At 28.2% G+C, this 19,073-nt stretch carries 18 protein-coding genes; 6 read left to right on the forward strand and 12 right to left on the reverse strand.

Annotated elements, in window-relative coordinates; translation table 11 throughout:
• The first annotated feature begins 3 nt into the window (after positions 1-3).
• The 4 genes from SHK09_RS11095 to SHK09_RS11110 all read left to right on the forward strand — a co-directional run bounded on the left by SHK09_RS11095 (position 4) and on the right by SHK09_RS11110 (position 7,282).
• Entirely contained in the window at positions 4-2,403 is a 2,400-nt protein-coding gene (locus tag SHK09_RS11095) for a TonB-dependent receptor family protein (RefSeq protein ID WP_319810846.1), read from the forward strand.
• A gap of 365 nt (positions 2,404-2,768) precedes the next feature.
• Complete coding sequence (gene guaB / locus SHK09_RS11100; RefSeq protein ID WP_319810847.1) at positions 2,769-4,244, forward strand: IMP dehydrogenase; 1,476 nt, start codon at positions 2,769-2,771, stop codon at positions 4,242-4,244.
• A 188-nt stretch (positions 4,245-4,432) separates the two neighbouring features.
• Positions 4,433-6,931 (forward strand): M14 family metallopeptidase, encoded by a 2,499-nt coding sequence (locus SHK09_RS11105; RefSeq protein ID WP_319810848.1) that lies wholly within the window; start codon positions 4,433-4,435, stop codon positions 6,929-6,931.
• A 192-nt stretch (positions 6,932-7,123) separates the two neighbouring features.
• Positions 7,124-7,282, forward strand: coding sequence for a YqaE/Pmp3 family membrane protein (locus SHK09_RS11110; RefSeq protein WP_076686390.1), 159 nt, complete (start codon positions 7,124-7,126; stop codon positions 7,280-7,282).
• Here the strand turns inward: SHK09_RS11110 and SHK09_RS11115 are convergent.
• The 5 genes from SHK09_RS11115 to SHK09_RS11135 form a co-directional block, all read right to left on the reverse strand.
• Positions 7,279-8,457 carry a hypothetical protein gene (locus tag SHK09_RS11115; protein ID WP_319810849.1) on the reverse strand — a complete coding sequence of 393 codons (1,179 nt, stop codon included), beginning with the start codon at positions 8,455-8,457 and terminating at the stop codon, positions 7,279-7,281. The genes SHK09_RS11110 and SHK09_RS11115 overlap by 4 nt on opposite strands.
• A 52-nt stretch (positions 8,458-8,509) precedes the next feature.
• Complete coding sequence (locus tag SHK09_RS11120) at positions 8,510-8,848, reverse strand: tRNA-binding protein (RefSeq protein ID WP_319810850.1); 339 nt, start codon at positions 8,846-8,848, stop codon at positions 8,510-8,512.
• A 9-nt stretch (positions 8,849-8,857) separates the two neighbouring features.
• Positions 8,858-9,322, reverse strand: a complete 465-nt coding sequence (locus SHK09_RS11125; protein WP_319810851.1) for a DUF962 domain-containing protein — start codon at positions 9,320-9,322, stop codon at positions 8,858-8,860.
• 64 nt (positions 9,323-9,386) lie between these two features.
• A complete protein-coding gene (locus tag SHK09_RS11130) occupies positions 9,387-9,926 on the reverse strand; it encodes a YfiT family bacillithiol transferase (protein ID WP_319810852.1) in 540 nt (179 codons plus the stop codon).
• A complete protein-coding gene (locus SHK09_RS11135) occupies positions 9,926-10,606 on the reverse strand; it encodes a hypothetical protein (RefSeq protein ID WP_319810853.1) in 681 nt (226 codons plus the stop codon). The genes SHK09_RS11130 and SHK09_RS11135 overlap by 1 nt, the downstream gene beginning before the upstream one ends.
• A gap of 119 nt (positions 10,607-10,725) precedes the next feature.
• On the opposite strand from SHK09_RS11135, the gene SHK09_RS11140 reads away from it, so the two are divergent.
• A complete protein-coding gene (locus tag SHK09_RS11140; protein WP_319810854.1) occupies positions 10,726-12,021 on the forward strand; it encodes a sulfatase-like hydrolase/transferase in 1,296 nt (431 codons plus the stop codon).
• Between the two features lie 134 nt (positions 12,022-12,155).
• Here SHK09_RS11140 and SHK09_RS11145 read toward each other — a convergent pair whose 3' ends face one another.
• Positions 12,156-14,000 carry a cystathionine beta-synthase gene (locus tag SHK09_RS11145; protein ID WP_319810855.1) on the reverse strand — a complete coding sequence of 615 codons (1,845 nt, stop codon included), beginning with the start codon at positions 13,998-14,000 and terminating at the stop codon, positions 12,156-12,158.
• 175 nt (positions 14,001-14,175) lie between these two features.
• A complete protein-coding gene (locus SHK09_RS11150) occupies positions 14,176-14,688 on the reverse strand; it encodes a VOC family protein (protein WP_319810856.1) in 513 nt (170 codons plus the stop codon).
• A gap of 157 nt (positions 14,689-14,845) precedes the next feature.
• Here SHK09_RS11150 and SHK09_RS11155 point away from each other — a divergent pair, with 157 nt between their 5' ends.
• Positions 14,846-15,121, forward strand: coding sequence for a winged helix-turn-helix transcriptional regulator (locus SHK09_RS11155; RefSeq protein WP_413774279.1), 276 nt, complete (start codon positions 14,846-14,848; stop codon positions 15,119-15,121).
• A 293-nt stretch (positions 15,122-15,414) separates the two neighbouring features.
• Here SHK09_RS11155 and SHK09_RS11160 read toward each other — a convergent pair whose 3' ends face one another.
• From SHK09_RS11160 to SHK09_RS11180, 5 genes are all read right to left on the reverse strand, one after another.
• Complete coding sequence (locus SHK09_RS11160; protein ID WP_319810858.1) at positions 15,415-16,083, reverse strand: ATP-binding cassette domain-containing protein; 669 nt, start codon at positions 16,081-16,083, stop codon at positions 15,415-15,417.
• Complete coding sequence (locus SHK09_RS11165) at positions 16,061-16,351, reverse strand: hypothetical protein (protein ID WP_319810859.1); 291 nt, start codon at positions 16,349-16,351, stop codon at positions 16,061-16,063. Before SHK09_RS11165 ends, SHK09_RS11160 begins: the two co-directional genes overlap by 23 nt.
• A 331-nt stretch (positions 16,352-16,682) precedes the next feature.
• Positions 16,683-17,441: a hypothetical protein gene (locus SHK09_RS11170; protein WP_319810860.1), complete on the reverse strand. Its 759-nt coding sequence runs from the start codon at positions 17,439-17,441 to the stop codon at positions 16,683-16,685.
• Between the two features lie 89 nt (positions 17,442-17,530).
• A complete protein-coding gene (locus tag SHK09_RS11175; protein ID WP_319810861.1) occupies positions 17,531-18,328 on the reverse strand; it encodes a hypothetical protein in 798 nt (265 codons plus the stop codon).
• Positions 18,329-18,339: 11 nt separating this feature from the next.
• A complete protein-coding gene (locus tag SHK09_RS11180; protein ID WP_319810862.1) occupies positions 18,340-19,032 on the reverse strand; it encodes a hypothetical protein in 693 nt (230 codons plus the stop codon).
• Positions 19,033-19,073: the final 41 nt, after the last annotated feature.

Below are 19,073 nucleotides of genomic sequence, written 5' to 3' on the forward strand. Positions count from 1 at the left end.
ATAATGAAATTTAGAATACTAATTATATTATTAATCTTGTTACAAACAAGTGTTTTTAGTCAATATAAAATAACAGGAGTTGTATTAACAGAAGGAAATAAACCTATTAATAAAGTACAAGTTTATGATGAAACAGGTGGTTTATTAGCTCAAACAGGAGTTTTAGGTAAGTTTAGTTTTTCTACAGAAAAAACGGCATTACCCTTAATTTTTTATGTCGAAAATTATCGTCTTAAAAACGTATTTATAGAATTAAAGGATTTTGTAAATTTAAAAGTGACTTTAGAAAATTTTACAGAGAGTTTATCTGAAATTCAAATTAAAGCAAGAAAAGAAAAGGTTTTTGAATTGAAGCGTTTAAAAGATGTCGAAGGAACATCGATATTTGCAGGTAAAAAGACAGAAGTTATTTTAGTAAATCAATCTACAGCAAATTTAGCAACAAATAATGCACGTCAGATTTTTAATCAAATAGCAGGTTTAAATATTTACCAAAATGACGATGCTGGTTTGCAATTAAACATAGGAGGTAGAGGATTAGACCCAAATAGAACCGCTAATTTTAATACACGCCAAAATGGATATGATATAAGTGCAGATGTTTTAGGTTACCCAGAAAGTTATTATACTCCAGCAGCAGAAAGTTTAGAAGAAATTCAGGTAATTAGAGGTGCAGCTTCACTTCAATACGGTACACAATTTGGAGGTTTGGTGAATTTTGTAACTAAGAAACCTACAAAAGAACAAGAGATTGTTTTTAGAAATACAGCAGGTAGTTTTGGTTTGTTTACTAATTTTACAAGTTTAAGTGATACGCAAGGAAAATGGAGTTATTATACATTTTTAAACTATAAGAAAGGAGATGGTTTTAGACCAAATTCTAATTTTGAATCTAAAAATGCATTTGTACATCTTGGATATCAATTTAATGAAAAAAGTAAACTTTCTTTAGAGTTAACAGTTTTAGATTATTTAGCGCAACAAGCTGGTGGTTTAACAGATGCGATGTTTAATGAAGATCCTTACCAAAGTAATAGAGCGCGTAATTGGTTTCAAGTAAAGTGGTTTTTGTACAACTTAAAATGGGAACATAAATTCTCTAATAAAACCAATTTTTCTTTTAATTTCTTTGGGTTAGATGCATCTAGAGACGCTATTGGTTTTAGAACAAATAGAGTAAACCAAGTAGATCCTGGTACAGAAAGAGATTTAATAAAAGGAACTTTTAAGAATTTTGGTTTTGAAACAAGATTGTTAAGTAATTACAAAGTTTTTAATAAAAAAGCTACTTTTTTAATAGGTACAAAGTTTTATAAAGCCAACAATACAAATATGCAAGGTCCTGGTTCAGATGGTTCAGATGCAGATTTTAAAATTCGTTTAGATGAATATCCTAATTATTCTAGACAATCAGACAGTAGGTTTCCTAATTTAAATGTGTCTTTATTTGGTGAAAATATTTTCTATTTAAATGATAAATTATCTATTACCCCTGGTTTTAGAATGGAATATATAAATACACAAAGAGATGAAATTATAAAAGATATTGTTACTGATGCTGCAGGAAATGTAATTAATGATAATTTAAGGGATGAGGAAGAAACAAACGAAAGAAACTTTATCTTATTAGGTGTTGGAACTAGTTATAAATACAGTAAATCGTTAGAGTTTTACGGTAATATTTCTCAGAATTATAGATCTGTAACTTTTTCTGATATTAGTACTGCAAACCCAGCTTTTGAAATTTCACCAGATATTACAGATGAAAAAGGATTTACTATTGATGCTGGTTTTAGAGGAAATTATAAAAATTATTTTTCTTACGATGCAAATGTATTCGGAGTATTTTATAATGATAGAATTAATATTTACACAAGAGCAGATGGTAAAGCAGAAAGAGATAATATTGGTGATGCCAGAATTTTAGGAATAGAGAGTCTTATAGATTTTAATTTAAAGAAAGTTTTTAACATGAATTCAGAATATGTTTTTAATTACTTTATAAATTCATCATTTATTACATCAGAATATACAAAATCAGAAAAGAATGGGGTTGTTGGTAATGAGGTAGAATTTATACCTAATATCAATATAAAAACAGGAATTCGTTTTGGTTATAATAACTTTTTATCTAGTTTACAATATTCTTATTTATCTAGCCAATTTTCTGATGCAACAAATGCATCTGGAGGAAGTATTAGTGGTGTAACAGGAGAAATACCTGCATATAGTATTTTAGATTTTTCTACATCTTATAAATACAAATTTGCAAAGTTAGAAGTTGGTGTAAATAACATGTTAGATAATTCTTATTTTACAAGAAGAGCAACCGGTTATCCAGGACCAGGAATTATACCTTCTGCGCCCAGAAATTACTATGTTGGCTTAGAGTTAAAATTCTAACAAAAAAAAGTCCTCGAGTTAATATATCGAGGATTTTTTTTTTGAATGATATTTAGAATAATCTCTAAAATTGTCTGCTTTCTAAACAAATTAATCAACTTTTGTTTGGTTTATAATAAAATGTATTAGATTGTTTTTTTAAGAAATACAGTCTTAATAACTATTAAATTTATTGTTATTTAATAAAATAGTTTCTGTAACTATTCTATCTTTTAAACCAAGACGAATAATTTGTTGTTTAACTCTTAGAGCACTTAAAATACCTTAAAGAGAACAAATAACTATTCGTATGAATTTAAGTGATAAAAAAATGTATTCTCAATAATAAATTGTAAATTTGTTCGCAATTATACCTTAATTGCAACATGACAGCACACGACAACAAAATTTTAGGAGAAGGTTTAACGTATGATGACGTTTTATTAGTTCCTGCCTTTTCAGATGTACTTCCAAGAGAAGTAAACATTCAAACAAAATTCACTAGAAATATTACTATTAACGTTCCTATTGCTTCTGCAGCGATGGATACTGTTACAGAAGCTGCTTTGGCAATTGCCATTGCAAGAGAAGGTGGTATTGGTGTTTTACATAAAAACATGACTATTGAGCAACAAGCACAAGAAGTTAGAAGAGTAAAACGTGCAGAATCTGGAATGATTCTAGACCCTGTTACTTTACCTTTAACTGCTACTGTTTTAGATGCAAAATCTAGCATGAAAGAACATGGAATAGGTGGAATTCCTATTATTGATGAAGACGGTACTTTAAAAGGTATTGTTACCAATAGAGATTTACGTTTCGAGCATGATGTTAATAAGCCAATTGTAGAAGTAATGACAAGTGAAAACTTGGTAACTGCAGCTGTTGGTACTTCTTTAAATGATGCTGAAAAAATTCTTCAAAATTATAAAATAGAAAAACTTTTAATTGTAGACGATGCTTACATATTAAAAGGATTAATTACGTTTAGAGATATTACAAAAGTTACTCAGAAACCAATAGCAAACAAAGATACTTTTGGTAGATTAAGAGTTGCTGCTGCTTTAGGTGTTACCGGTGATGCTGTAGAAAGAGCAGAAGCATTAGTAAATGCTGGTGTAGATGCAGTAATTATAGATACAGCACATGGGCACACAAAAGGTGTGGTTACTGTTTTAAAACTAGTAAAAGCAAAATTTCCTAACTTAGATGTTGTTGTTGGTAATATAGCAACGGGTGCTGCTGCTAAATATTTAGTAGAAGCTGGTGCAGATGCCGTAAAAGTTGGTATTGGACCTGGTTCTATTTGTACAACAAGAGTTGTTGCAGGTGTAGGTTTTCCTCAGTTTTCTGCAGTTTTAGAAGTTGCAGCTGCTATTAAAGGAAGTGGAGTGCCTGTTATTGCAGATGGTGGAATTCGTTATACAGGTGACATACCAAAAGCAATTGCTGCTGGTGCAGATTCTGTTATGTTAGGTTCTTTATTAGCCGGAACAAAAGAATCTCCTGGTGAAACAATTATTTACGAAGGAAGAAAGTTTAAATCTTACAGAGGTATGGGCTCTGTTGAAGCAATGAAACAAGGCTCTAAAGATAGATACTTTCAAGATGTTGAAGCAGATATTAAAAAGTTAGTGCCAGAAGGAATTGTAGGAAGAGTGCCTTATAAAGGAGATTTAGATGAAAGTATTCACCAGTTTATTGGTGGTTTACGTGCAGGAATGGGATATTGTGGTGCAAAAGATATTGAAACATTAAAAGAAACTGGAAGATTTGTAAGAATTACAGCTAGTGGAATTAATGAAAGTCACCCGCATGATGTTGCTATTACAAAAGAATCACCTAATTACAGTAGAAGATAAAAGAATAATTTTATATAAATTAAAAGCTCAAGAATTTTATTCTTGGGCTTTTTTTATTTTAAGGGTCAACGTAGTTTAAATTACTTTTAAGTTTAATGAGTAGTTAATGAGTAGTTAATGTGTTGTTAAAGAATGAGATTACACTTTCTGAATTCTTATATTTGTTAGCTAACCAAATTCGTACTCACATGAAAAAAATATTACTTCTTTTTTTATTTGCATCCTTTTCTATAACTGCCCAAAAGGTAGATTTATCTTACTACTTACCTAAAAATGTTACTTATAATAAAAACATACCAACACCAGCATCTATTATTGGTCATGAAGTAGGTGAGTGGCATATTACGCATGACAAATTGGTGGAGTATATGAAAGTTTTAGCAGCTTCATCAGATAGAATTTCTATTGAAAATAGAGGTAAAACATATGAAGATAGACCTTTGTTGTTATTAACGATAACGTCACCAAAAAATCATAATAATTTAGAAAATATTAGAAAGCAACATATAGAAGCTACTAACAATAGTACTGTAGACATTTCTAAAAATCCGATTGTAGTTTACCAAGGTTTTTCTATTCATGGTAATGAACCTAGTGGTTCTAATGCAGCTTTGGCTGTAGCTTATTATTTGGCTGCTGCACAAGGTACAGATATCGATAATTTATTAGATAATACTGTTATTTTATTCGATCCTTCTTTAAACCCAGATGGTTTACAGCGTTTTGCGTATTGGGCAAATACAAATAGAAGTAAAAATATAAACCCAGATCCTAACGATAGAGAATATTCAGAAATTTGGCCTCGTGGTAGAACAAACCATTATCAATTTGATATGAATAGAGATTGGTTGCCAGTTCAATTGCCAGAAAGTAAAGTAAGAATTGCAAGTTTTCATAAATGGTTGCCTAATATTTTAACAGATCATCATGAAATGGGAAGCAATTCTAGTTTCTTTTTTCAACCAGGAATTCCTAGTAGAACAAATCCTTTAACACCACAGATGAATCAGGATTTAACAAAAGAAATAGGAACGTACCATGCAAAAGCATTCGATAAGATTGGTTCTTTATATTATTCAGAAGAAAGTTACGACGATTTTTATTACGGTAAAGGGTCAACCTTTCCAGACATTAACGGTGGTATTGGTATTTTGTTTGAACAAGGAAGTTCTAGAGGACATGCACAAGAAACTGTAAATGGAGTTTTAACGTTTCCTTTTACAATTAGAAACCAGTTTACTGCGGCATTATCTACTTTAGAAGCAGGTAGAAAAATGAGAACTAAGATTTTAAAATATCAGCAAGATTTTTATAAAAAATCTAGAAATACAGGAACAAATAAAGCAATTGTTTTTGGTGATGAGAAAGATGCTGCAAAAACATACCGTTTAGCAGAAGTTTTAAAACGTCATCAAATTAAAATTCACGAAGTAAAAACAGATTTTACAGAAAATGGAAAAAACTATAAAAAAGGATATAGTTATGTAGTTCCAATGAACCAGAAAAATCAACGCTTAGTTAAAGCAATGTTCGATGTTAGAACAACATTTAAAGACAGTTTGTTTTATGATGTTTCTGCGTGGACTTTTAACCACGCCTTTGGTGTAGATTATGCAGAGAATATTTCTCTTTCTAAAGCTGGAAAAGAAATTTTAGATTTAAAAATGAAAGAAGGAATAGTTTCTTCTAAAAGTGATTATGGGTATTTAATGTCTTGGAATGAATATTACACACCAAAAGCTCTAAATGCAATTTTACAGAAAGGAATTCGTGCTAAAGTTTCTATGAAAAATTTTAAAAATGGAGGAAATTCTTATGATTACGGAACCATTTTTATACCGGTTCAGAATCAGGAATTAAATACTTTAGAATTGTTTCAATTTTTACAAAAGATAGCAACAGAAAGTTATGTTTCTATAAATGGTGTAGCTACAGGTTTAAATGACGGAATTGATTTAGGTAGTAATAATTTTAGCAATATTAAAAAGCAAAAAGTAGCCATGTTGGTTGGTGATGGAATTGCAGGAAATGATTCTGGAGAAATTTGGCATTTGCTAGATCAACGTTTTGATATGGCTATAACTCGTTTAGATATGAGTTACTTTACAAGATTAGATATTAGTAAATATTCTGCTATAGTTGTTCCTAGTAGTTATAATCTAGGTAAAGGTGCAGAAGATAAATTAATGACTTGGGTTAAAAATGGTGGAATTTTAATTGGTTACAAAAATACTGCAAGATGGTTAGCTAGAAGTAAGTTTATAAATTTAGAGTTTGATAACGCAAAAACAGATACTATTAAAGATATTTCTTTTGAAAACAAATCTTTAAGATCTGGTGCACAAGTTATTGGTGGTGCTATTTTTGAAGCAAATGTAGATAGGTCTCACCCAATAAATTTTGGGTATAAAAATAGTAAGTTAGCGTTGTTTAGAAACTCTACTTTATTTATTAAAGCTGATAAGCGCAGTTATAATAACCCAATTCAGTATACTTCAAACCCTTTATTAAGTGGTTATATTTCTAAGGAAAATGCAAAAGTAATTAAAAATACAGTTCCTTTTAAAGTGCAAAGAATGGGAAGAGGAAGAGTAATTGTTTTTACAGACAATACTAATTTTAGAGCATTTTGGTATGGTACAAATAAGTTATTAATGAATGCTATTTTCTTTGGAGATAAGATGTAGTATTTAAATTAATATAAGAGATCAAAAAAGTTGTGCGTTCATTATTTATATTGTGAATTCACAACTTTTTTTAATTTATAGTTATGTGTTATTCTAAATTAGAAAAGAGTAGTAAAATTTTACAAAAAAAATATAAGTGTAACAAAATGGGCTACAACTCGTCTTTATAGTATAACCAACCAAAATTGAATTATGAGTTTTTTTAGAGTATTATTTGCTATTATTTTTCCACCACTTTCTGTTATAGATAAAGGATGTGGTTCTTTTTTTATTATCTTTTTATTAACCCTTTGTGGTTGGATTCCTGGTGTAATAGGAGCGTTGGTTATTTTAAATAATCCGAAAAATTAATTACTACTATTTAAAAAACCTTTTTCTTCTTTGGTTAATAAAATCTTAACATCATTGTTTTTTAAGTTTGTTGGCAAGTTTTCGAAAAATGGTTTATAGAAATCTATATTTTCTTTCTTCAATTTTTTATCTAAAAGACTTTCAGAAATAAATATACTTTGTTTAGAAACAACAGTATCTATATACTTTTTAGTTTTTATAATACCTTCAAATTCAGATATAAAATAATTTAGAATTTGTTTGTTATTTTTTAACCTTTTAAAAGATAATTCAACAGAATGTTTAGTGGTCTTTTTTTCATTTGGAATTTTATGTAACCTAGAAACTCCTTTTTCAAATTTGGTATTATAAAACATATTCAATTTTAAATATTTAATGTAATTATAATTTTCATCAAAGACAATTACACTATTCTTATGATAATAAATTTCTTTTCCTTTTTCGATTAAAGTTGCATCAAAATATATTTTTATTGCCTTTTTTTCTTTTTCAATAGATTTCACATTAAAATCGAATGTTAAGTTGTTTAGTACTTCTAGCCAATAATTAAGGTGTAAGACTCTAAAAAGATCTTTATTAGCTATATAAGCGCCGTTAGCGTTTAAAATACTAGCATCTGTTTGTTTAATTTTAGAATAATCTACAGATTCTAAAAAAATCTTATTCTGTTTATGAATTGCTTTACCAGATTTAAACAAAGCTTCTTTACTCCACCAATTTAATTGTACTTGAAATAGCCTGTTAAGAGAATCGTTAATTTTAAATGTTTCTTTATAAGTACTTTTATTAATTGCTCTTTTTGTAGAATAATTAGATAAATAAGTTTTCTTTAAAATATTAGAAAATTTAGCCTTTAAATCGACATTAGATATTATAATTTCATCTAATTGAATGTTTTTAGGTACAAGAAATATGGTGTCTTTTTTATAAAAAATATCAAAAGGATATTCCTTTTCGACATAGTTTATATGAGAAACAAGTATGTTTTGTTTATGAAGCGGTATTCTTATTTTTCCGTCTTCGTTAGAAATACTTCCAGTAGCTAGAGTTGGGTAAGAAATTTGTGCTAAATCTACTGGTTTATTCGAATTTGCATCTACAATAACAAATTCTTTTGATTGAGAAAAAAGTGCAAGATTTAAAAACAGAAGAGTAAGTAAAGTAATTTTTTTCATAAAGCTTAATTATTTTTCTGAGTAGAATCAATAATTAAGCCAATAAAAAAGATTAAGAAATCTGTTCTCCATTTTTACTGGTTTTAGAAGGCTGTAATAAAACAACATCTCCCTCTGTGTTATAAACGCCAATAACTAAACATTCGCTCATAAAATTGGCAATTTGTCTTGGTTTAAAATTTACAATTACAGAAACTTGTTTGTTTAGTAAATCTTCTTTTGTATACAAATCTGTTATTTGAGCACTCGATTTTTTTATACCTAAAGCACCAAAATCAATCTTAAGTTGATAAGCAGGTTTTCTTGCTTTAGGAAAATCGTTAACTTCTATTATAGTACCAATTCTAATATCTACTTTTAGAAAATCTTCAAAATTTATCTCATCTTTCATAAGTACGTATTATTTCTTTTTGCCTAGTTTTTGAATCACCCAAAGCGGTCCTATTAATAAAAATTGTAAATCTTTAGCAAAAGATGGTTTTTTTCCTTCAACTTTATGACCCCAAAATTGCCCAATCCAACCTACAACAAAAATAATAATAGAGGCGTATAATAAGTTTGTGTTATTACCTAACCAAAAGTTACCAATAATACAAAGTAGTATTACAAACAACATTTCTATAAAATACCAAAAACCTAAACGCAAATAAAATATAGAAATAAGAACACCAATAATTGCTGCCCAATTTTCTAATAAAGGATTATGTAAGTCTAAATTATTTTCTAAAAAAGTAGTTGGTATGCTCATTAAAAGGCCAATTACACTAAAGAAAATTATAGGCACACAAATGTAATGCACTAATTGGTTGGTTTCATTTTGATGGCTTATTGCATAATCATCAAACCATTGTTTTGCAGTTTTCATACTTTTAAATTAAGTTTTAAAGGTATGAGTATTTTAATAAATAGAAAATTAAATTTATAGATTGCTATTCTTTCCAACCTTTACGAAGCATTAACTCTTCTATATGTGCAAAATGATGCTTAGAATGCCAAGCATAAATGCCTATATTTTCTTTTAAACTTATTACTTCGTTATTAGAAGGATGTCTAAATTGTTTGTCTAAATCTTGTATAGATAGCGTTCTTAATAAATAGACCCATTTAGAGTGTAGGGCTTTTAAAGCATCTATAGATAAAAAGATAGGTGCAGTATTAGAATCTTCTAATTCTGCCCAACGCTCTTCATAATATGCTTTTATAATAGGTTTGTCTTCTGTTAAAGCCCATTTAAAACGAGTGTAAGAATTATGATGACTATCGTAACAATGATGTATTACTTGCCTAATTGTCCAACCATCTTTTCTATACGGAGTATCTAATTGATTTTCTGATAATTCTTTTGTTAAAAATTCTAATTCTTGAGGAAATCTTTCTAATACAGAAACCCATTCTTCAATATCTTTTTTAGTGATTTTTGTAGGTAAAACTACTTTTCCAATAGGGTATTTTAACTGTTCTATGTCCATTATTTTTTTGTAATTTTCTTTAACATTCTTAAGGCACTATTATTTTCTGAGTTTATAGACAATGCTTTCGTATAATTTTCAACAGCATTTGTGGTGTCTTTAGCTTTTAAGTATGCATCACCCAAACTATCATAAGTATTAGAACTTTTTGGATATAAATAAGTGTTTATTTTTAAGACTTCAATAGCTTTACCTATTTCATTACCTTCTAAATAATTATAACCTATTTTATTAATGTTATATTCTCTAATTACCGGACTTAAAGAATCTTGTTTTTTTATTTCTAAGAAAGTTTCCAAAGCTTTTTTGTAATTTTTAGCTTCAAAATATTCATTTGGTGTTTTTTCATTAGCTATCATTTTTCTAAAATGATATTTAACACCTTTGTGCTCTGTTTTTTCTGCCAACTCAATATGCATTTTTGGCAAATTCACAAACATTATTTTTTCATTTAAAGCTTTCATGTAGAAAGAACTATCATTTAATTTTAAAGGCTTAATATCGTCTCTGTTTCTCCATTTTACAAATAATTCTTTATCTTTAAAGTATACCTCTAAAACTTCATTGGCATTAAACAAATAACGTCCTTCGGCATTTTCAATAAATACTTCAGAATTTTTAGATGAAGAACAGCTAATGCATATAACTAATAAAAATAAAGATAAAAGATACTTTTTCATAATGGCTTTGGTTGAATGATTATGCTATTAAGACGATTAATTTAGAGGTTTTGTTACAGTTTTTATGAATTAAATTAAACTATTCAGATAAAATGAAGTCTAAATTTAAATATTAATTTATGAAATTCACTATTTTTTTTTACTTCATACTAGTTTTTATATTGATAAATTGTAGTTCGTCACCAAATACATTTGAAGAACTAGAAGTTTCTACAACGATTACAAAGCCTAATATTTTATTAGTAATTGTAGATGATGTAAGTAAAGATGTAATACCAAATTATATAGAAGGAAATGTAAAAGCAAGCATGCCAAATTTACAAAGCTTAATGAGTTCTGGTATTACATTCGATAATACTTGGGTTTATTCTGTATGTTCACCTACAAGAGCATCAATTTTAACAGGAAAGTACGGTGTTAACACTGGCGTTATAGCTGTGGGGAATGAAATATCTACAAATGAAATTTCTTTGCAACAGTTTATAAAAGAGAATACTAACAACGCATACGCAACAGCTTTAATTGGTAAATGGCATTTGTCTAATAATGCTAATGATCCAATAACAATGGGTGCAGATTATTTTGCAGGTATTCTTTCTGGCGGAGTTTCAGATTATAATAATTGGTCTTTAATAGAAAACGGAACAAGTACAACATCAACAGAATACACAACTACAAAATTAACAGATTTAGCTATAAATTGGACTAACAAACAAACAAAGCCTTGGTTTTTATGGTTGGCATACAATGCGCCTCACACACCTTTTCACTTACCTCCAATTGATTTACATTCTCAAGGCAATTTACCAACAGATAGCGCTTCTATTAATGCCAATCCTTTGCCTTATTATATAGCTGCTTTAGAAACTTTAGATACAGAAATGGGACGCTTTTTAAAGAGTTTATCTAAAGAAGAAAGAGATAATACATTAATTATTTTTATTAGCGATAACGGTTCTCCTGCTAAAGTAGCTCAAGCACCATATTCTAGACAAACAGTAAAAGGTAGTTTATATGAAGGCGGAATTAATGTACCAATGGTTCTTTCTGGAAAAGGTGTAAATAGAGTAGGCGTTAGGGAAGCAGCTTTAATAAATGCTACAGATTTGTATACTACAATTGCTAATGTAGCAGGAGTTAAATCTACAGAAATTTATAATAGTATAAGTTTTAAAGACTTATTTGCAAATGAAAATGGTGTTAAAAGATCGTTTATTTATTCAGAAAAAGAAGATGCTTATACTATTAGAAATATAAATTATAAGTACATAATCTATAATAATGGTATCGAAGAATTTTACAATCTTTCTACAGATCCTTATGAAAAATCTAATTTAATAGGAACTACTTTATCTTCGGAAGCATCAATAGCTAAAACTAATTTAATAACAGAAGCAGAAAGTATTAGAAAATAATCTTTTTTGTAAGTATTACTTTTTCTTAATGTTATAAGATAGAGTAGAAGCAAACGATTTGTTTTTTTTAATAGTAAAGAGCCGTATTTACAAATGTATATACGGCTCTTTTTTACTTTAAGATTGTTGTAATATTAAATACTTTTAACAAATTCTAAAAACACTTTTTTATGAAGATCTAAATCCATGTTTGGTGAAAGTGCAACACGAGCAATATAATCTTTATCACCTTCTTTAGTTGTACCTTGTGTAGAGGTAGCAGGTATTGTCCAATAACAACCGTTTAATTGGCCATAACTAACACAATGTTTACTCTCATTAGGTATTTTGGATATCATTAAATTTATTAATTTTAAATTAAGAGCCCTCTTGTACGATTCTCTTTCTTCATCAGTATTTCCTTTTGTAGGAAGGTCTAATGAGAAAACCGAAGGAGTAAACCCTTGAGAAGCTAATTCTTCTGAAACAAAGTTAATTTTTGCATCTGGTAAAGCATCATGAATAAAGTTAACAAACTCGCGAGTGTTCTTATAAGCATCTATAATTCTTTTATTCATAGAAGGCAATTGCTTCGCTAATATTTCATATTGAAAATCTGTAGCTTCATTATCGCAAAGAGTTAGATGTAATTCTATTTTTTCCATTAATGCAACCGTTCTTTTATTTCCTACACAGTAACCAGCAGTACATTGTCCGCCACTAGGAAATTTAGAGCCACTAGCAAAAGAAATAGTTCTAACGGTTGCCAGCATATCATCTTCACCTAAAAAGTGAACGTTAGGGCAAAAAGTTTGATCTAAAATAAAAACAGGATCAATTGCTACTTTACCTTTTTCTGTTAAACGTTTTTTACTTAAAACATCTCTTAAGGCAATAAGATTAGGTACTTCAACTCTTGGGTTTGTAGGTATTTCTGCAATTATATAAGGTACTGCATCTTCGGTAGCAATTTTAGCTAAAACAGTATCGATACTTTGTACCATATCATTATCACCATCTACAAGTAAGTCTACAATTTCTACATTATCTAAACAAGCAGCAACACGTCTTGCTTGGTCATTTGTACCACCATAACAATTTGGCGGAACAATAATTTTAATAGCCTTATCAACATGCTTTTCAACAGCATCATGAATAAGCCCCATTAAAATAGCATATTGTATAGACAACCCACTAGATGCAACTAATGCCTTTGTATGTGCATTGGTAATTTCTTTAATAGAATTTACAACAAGTTCTTTATTTGCATTTTTATTATTTTCTTTATTATTAATAGACGTATTAGTTATTAATAAATTTAAAGCAGCAAGAGAATTAGCAGGTGTCATTGCAATAGTTTCTCTTCTTCTTACATGTTGTATATCTTTAACATAACTCTCGTTTTGTGCTCCGTTAATAACTAAAATACTTCCTAGTTCTTCGTTTATATTAATAAAAAAATCGATATTAGAATTACTATTAAAAGCACCAATTTCATTTTGTTGTGAAATGAAAATAGTACTACCATTAAATTTTTTTAAGGTTGCAGCTTCTTCAACTTTTTTTAACTCGAAATTATAACCATAAATATTCTTTAAAATTTCAATATTAAAAAAACTTGGCAAGTTACCGGTATAAATTATTTGCGTTTTTTTATTTTCTAACAAGTTCTTTCTTAGAATAGATAAAATAGGCACAATTTTAGAAGAAAAACTAATTATGTTTTCAGGTTTTAAGTTATTTAGTTTTCCAATTCCCCATTCTAAAACACAAGATAAAGGATGGCCTAATCTAATATAATCATAAGCAGTTGGTAATTCGCTAAGTGCAGTTGCTTTAGAATTATTGTTATTAAATAAGTTTTCAAACTGATTCAAAAACTGGGTTTTAGCCAATTTTTCATCATAAATATCTAATCGATGGGTAGTTGTATTTAACCAGCCATTTGGCATGTTTTCTAAAACCTCTTTTATATAATTCAGTATTTTATTGTCTTGCATAATTTTTAACTTTAGATAGGCTACAAAGATACGTCAATTAGATTTTTTTAAAGAATCTAACAAAACGTTTTGCAATTTTCTACCAATAGAATAGAAGTTATTTTTATAAAGAATTTATATAAAAATATTAAGCATTATAAAAACTTGATATTTTAAAATAACAGAGCATTCATTTTTATTTAGAATAAGCACCAGAAGAATATGTTAACTCGTAACTATGTGTGTAAATTTCAAAAACAATTCCAAAAGGATCTTCAACATAACACATTTTAAAAGGTTTATCTTTTGGGTAATATTCTCTTATTGGCATTCTTTGTTTACCTCCATAAGACACAATCTTTTCAATTAAATCTTCTATGTTTGGGTCTTGTACACAAAAATGAAAAAGACCAGTGTTAAAAGGATTAAATTCTGGCGTTTCTTTTTTACCATTAGGAAAAGAAAATAACTCAATTCCAATTCCATCAGATGTTGCCAAATGAGCAATCTCAAAAGTAGTCCAATCTTCTCCAAAAACATCTATACACATTTGGCCAATAGCTGTTTCTTTTTCCTTTTTAACAATGGCAGGCTCCATAATAACATACCAACCCATAACTTCAGAATAAAATTTTACAGCTTCTTTTATATTGGGCACTGTAATTCCTACATGCGAAAATGATTTTGGGTACTCTTTGTTTGTTGTCATAATTTTTAATTTAGACTACAAAATTAATCTATATTTGCATATGTAACAAGTACTTACTTAAAAGTACTATAGTTACTTAAAAGAGTATTTAGTTGATTATCATTATTTTAAAATTATAATTTTGAGTAAAAAAGATATTTGTCCTTTAAATTACACAATGAGTTTAATTGGTACTAAATGGAAGCCTTTGGTTTTATTTCATCTATTAGAAGGTGAATTACGATCTGGAGTCTTGCAAAAGAAAGTACCAGGAATTTCAAATAAAATGTTTACACAAACGGTAAGAGAGTTAGAAAAAGACGGCCTTATTTTAAGAGAAGTCTTCCCCGTTGTTCCGCCTAAAGTAGAGTACAAATTAAGTAGTAGAGGTAGCTCTTTAAAAAGTATATTAATAAGTTTAGATAATTGGGGTTTAAAAAATTGGCAAGAATAATAAGCATTTATTTTTTGAAGCTATTTCCTGCTTTTCACTATATCTTTTTTAAGAAAAATAAAAAAGGATGTCGTTTCAATCAGGGCTAAAATATCTTGTTAACGAAATTAAATAAATAAGTTACTTATTAACTCTCAAGTTCAATTTTATTCTTTTTGTTAAGTAAACCGAAACATTTATATTTTAAAGATCATTAAGAATCTCTTTATTATAAGAATTTAGAATGTTAAAAAAGGAAGCTTTATATTTTATGAATAGACAATTTTATAGGACGGTATTGGGCAAATTATTTATTATTCACTAGAATTCAAATATCTATACTTAACTAAATCTTCTTTATTTTTAATTTCAATCTTCTTTCCGTCTTTTATTACAAAATTTATATTTGTAATTTGTAAAACATCATTGTAATAATGGTCTGTTAATATTATGCCTTTAGATTCCTTTAATTCTAGTAATAAATTTTTGATAATATCTTTGTAAATAGGTTCAATCATAGAAAAAGGCTCGTCTAACATTAAAAATGGGTGTTTTAGGTTTCCTATAATTAGTATTTCTAGATATCTTAATTGACCTAAAGACAAGTTACCAACTTTTATTTTCTCAAAACTTGATACTCGTGGTGAATAAAAAATTTTATTTTGATCGTCTCCATTAGGAAAGAACAATGATATTACTGCTCTTACTTTTTGTTCTTTTGGTAAGAAAGTGTTTTGTGGTAAATATGCTATTGTTTTTGAAGGAATAATATTGTTTTGGGTAATAACTTCTGAATTTATTTTTAAAAGAATTGAATCAGCTTTTAATGTTCCAAATATTAATTTTAATAAAGTAGATTTTCCTGCTCCATTTCTACCAAAAACGCCAATTATTTCTCCAGTTTTACAACTAAGATTAACATCATTTAAAATAATCTTACTACCATAAGACTTGTTAATATTACTTATTTCTAATACATTCATTTATTCGACTATTATATAAATTAGAAATAATTATATTTAACAGCCATACTTTTTTTATAAGATTACTTTTTGTGAAACCAAGATTATAGTAAGAGTAATATTCATTTTCCTTAAAATATTCAAATCCTAAATAACCTATTAAAATTCCAAAAGAACAAAAAGTTATCATACCCCAACCAAAACTAAGTGTTATGCCTATTACTAGAGATAAAGGAATATTGAACATATTAATATCTAAAAAATATTTTCCAATAGCTTTGGTATTCATTCTTCGAAATGAGTTTAATTTTGTGATGATTTATTTTTTTTTCCTAATAGTAAATTAAATAAATAAAGCATTCATACCCAAATTTTGAAGGTATTTTCTAAATGAGCCAAAATCAGTAATAAAATTTAAGTTACTGTTCTAATTTTCGTAAAACTTTACAAGCAATACCAACTGTAAAAACATCTGAAGGCATATCTTTAGTAACTTCACTTCCAAGTCATACGAGTAAGTGTTTAGAAAAAAACATTTTTAAAAACAAGCTAAAAATTTCGTAATAATTGCGATACAATTAATACGGAATTTTAGGTTATAAAATATTAGAATAAAAGTTTTAATTTTTCCATTCTTTAACAAAGTTTTCTCCTTCGCCAATTAAAGTAAAACTAGTATTTTCTTTTCCACGTCCAATTTTTAATGTTTTGCTTAGTCCATTATTAAAATTTAAGCTTACGGATTTGTTATTCAGTTTAAATTTTCCTTTTAAATTTTTCCCATCCCCATTATCAAATAAGAATGTTCCATTTTCATTAAAACTTACTTTTCTAATAGCATAGTGTGGTGTCCACCAACTTCCAACTAAATTACTTTTCGAATAAGACTCCAAATCATAATCTTTTTCGGTAGTTAAATTCGTCATTTTAGAGTATTTCTCTTGTTTTCCGTTATTAAGCAACCTTAGAAAAATCCCCATTGATTCGGCAGTTTCTCCAATAAAATTATTTTCTATAATATAACTCCACTCACCACTTTTAAAGATGTAATGATAACCACCACTAGTTCCTTGTCGTTCTACTTTTCCTTTATACAAGATAAGATTTGGTTCATCTAATATCGACTTTGGTTTATCCCAAGAAGTGTATCTTAAATCTCCATTTTTAAGGTCATCAATTTTAATAATAAACATTTCATTTTCACAATGGATTATGTTGCTTTTAACTTCAGAATTAAGTGCTAATATTTGCTCTTTTGTTTTTGGTTCGAGGTTATTCTCTTTCTGCGTTAATTCAGTTTCTTTTAGGTTATTTTCCTTTTTTGAATTCTTACACGAAAAAAAACTAATTAATAATACTAAACTTAAAATTTTTCTCATTGTTTGTTTGATGTGGTTAAAGGTTATACAATAATTCGAGTTAAAACCTAAACCTGTTATTGTTTTTGTATATTGTTGTATGCCGTTTTTTATTTTGAATTTTTCACGTCTTTTTGTGTGAAAAGAGGTTTACCTTTTAATGCCTGAACTAATGTTGATGTTGCAAGAAGTAAGTAAAGTATTGAAATAATTACTGTTGCTTTTGTGTTTTTAAAAATGTAAAAGGAAAGTAATGGTAATAGTTGTAAAGCGTGCATTCCTATAAAGTGACAAACTCTTAAATCGCCTACAGTTTTACTCCAACCCAAAATCCACAAATTCGAATTATCATTAATAGCTCCAACACTGTGGTTCATTCGAGATCCCATTAAACCTCCTTCAAATGAAAATATAACAAAAATTAAGATACCCAAACGAATTGACCAAACATAATAAGTTGGTAAATTTGGAAAAGACTGTGTAAAAAATAGTAAGCCAATATAAGCAGTATATAGTGTTACAATTACTGCCACTATACCCATTAAAGAATACAGAAGTGAATATATTGGTGTGCTAATATTGAAGTGAGATAATTGCCCTTTTGAAGCTTGAAAAATAATATATAAAAGTTCGAAACCGAACAATGTAATTACGGTCCAATTAAAAGGTGTTACGTTAAAATTAGACAGATAATGGCAGTACCAAGCCATAGTCCAAGAGTATAAGCCTATTGATACTGCAAATTTAAAAGGCTTAGACCAAGCATTTACGCCGTTAATTTGTGTTGATGTGGTTTTGGTAAGAACAATACAAACTATTGAAAGAATTAAACATAACAGGCCAAAATAAAATAAGTACTCGTTACGAAGTTTCAATTCTTTTATAAAGCTGATAATTCCTTCAATCATAGTTCTATTTTTTATTCAACCTTATATTTAGGAACAAAATAATTTAAACAATACAACATTGCACCATAAGTAAAAATTAAGGTAGGCATATTGGTGTTAAAGCCTAAATCAAATTCAGGAATACTTAAAATTTCTCTAAAAGAGTTTGTTGCTATTAGTGACATGAAAATAATTCCATAAGCGAAAACAGAAATAATAGCTACTTTATTTTTAGTAGTTCGTATAATTCCTTTTTTTGCTTCTCCTTTAAAGAAGTACCAAAGTGATCCAATGATGAACATTAATTCTATGAAAATAGCTAAATATACATTGGAAGCATATAAGCCTAGACCAGCGTCCATTGTACCTGCTCCAAACAGATGATGCATATGACCAGAAAAGAAATCTAAAACAAAGTGTGCCAATACTAAAGCCATACTTACTAATCCTATTTTCGTGCTTTTAAATAATAATTTTCCAATTATAAATGCGATCGCTAGCCAAAATAATAAAGGTGCTAAATCATGACTATATAACATATCTACTGCCATGTTGCTTAAAGTAGCATCAAAAGCATCACTTGGGTCTGTAACTTCAAGTCCTAAATAATGGAATGTAAACCATAATAAATCTTGTAATTGTGATATAATTAAAAAATAAAGGAAGGTTCCTTTTGGAAACTTTTGTTTTGCTATTAATGCGGTAGTAAAATGACCTGCTAACATAATTTTTGTATTTTTGCTTTCAATTCGATAGCAAAAGTAGT

The organism is Polaribacter sp. PL03 (assembly GCF_033875165.1).
Taxonomy (GTDB): Bacteria; Bacteroidota; Bacteroidia; order Flavobacteriales; family Flavobacteriaceae; genus Polaribacter.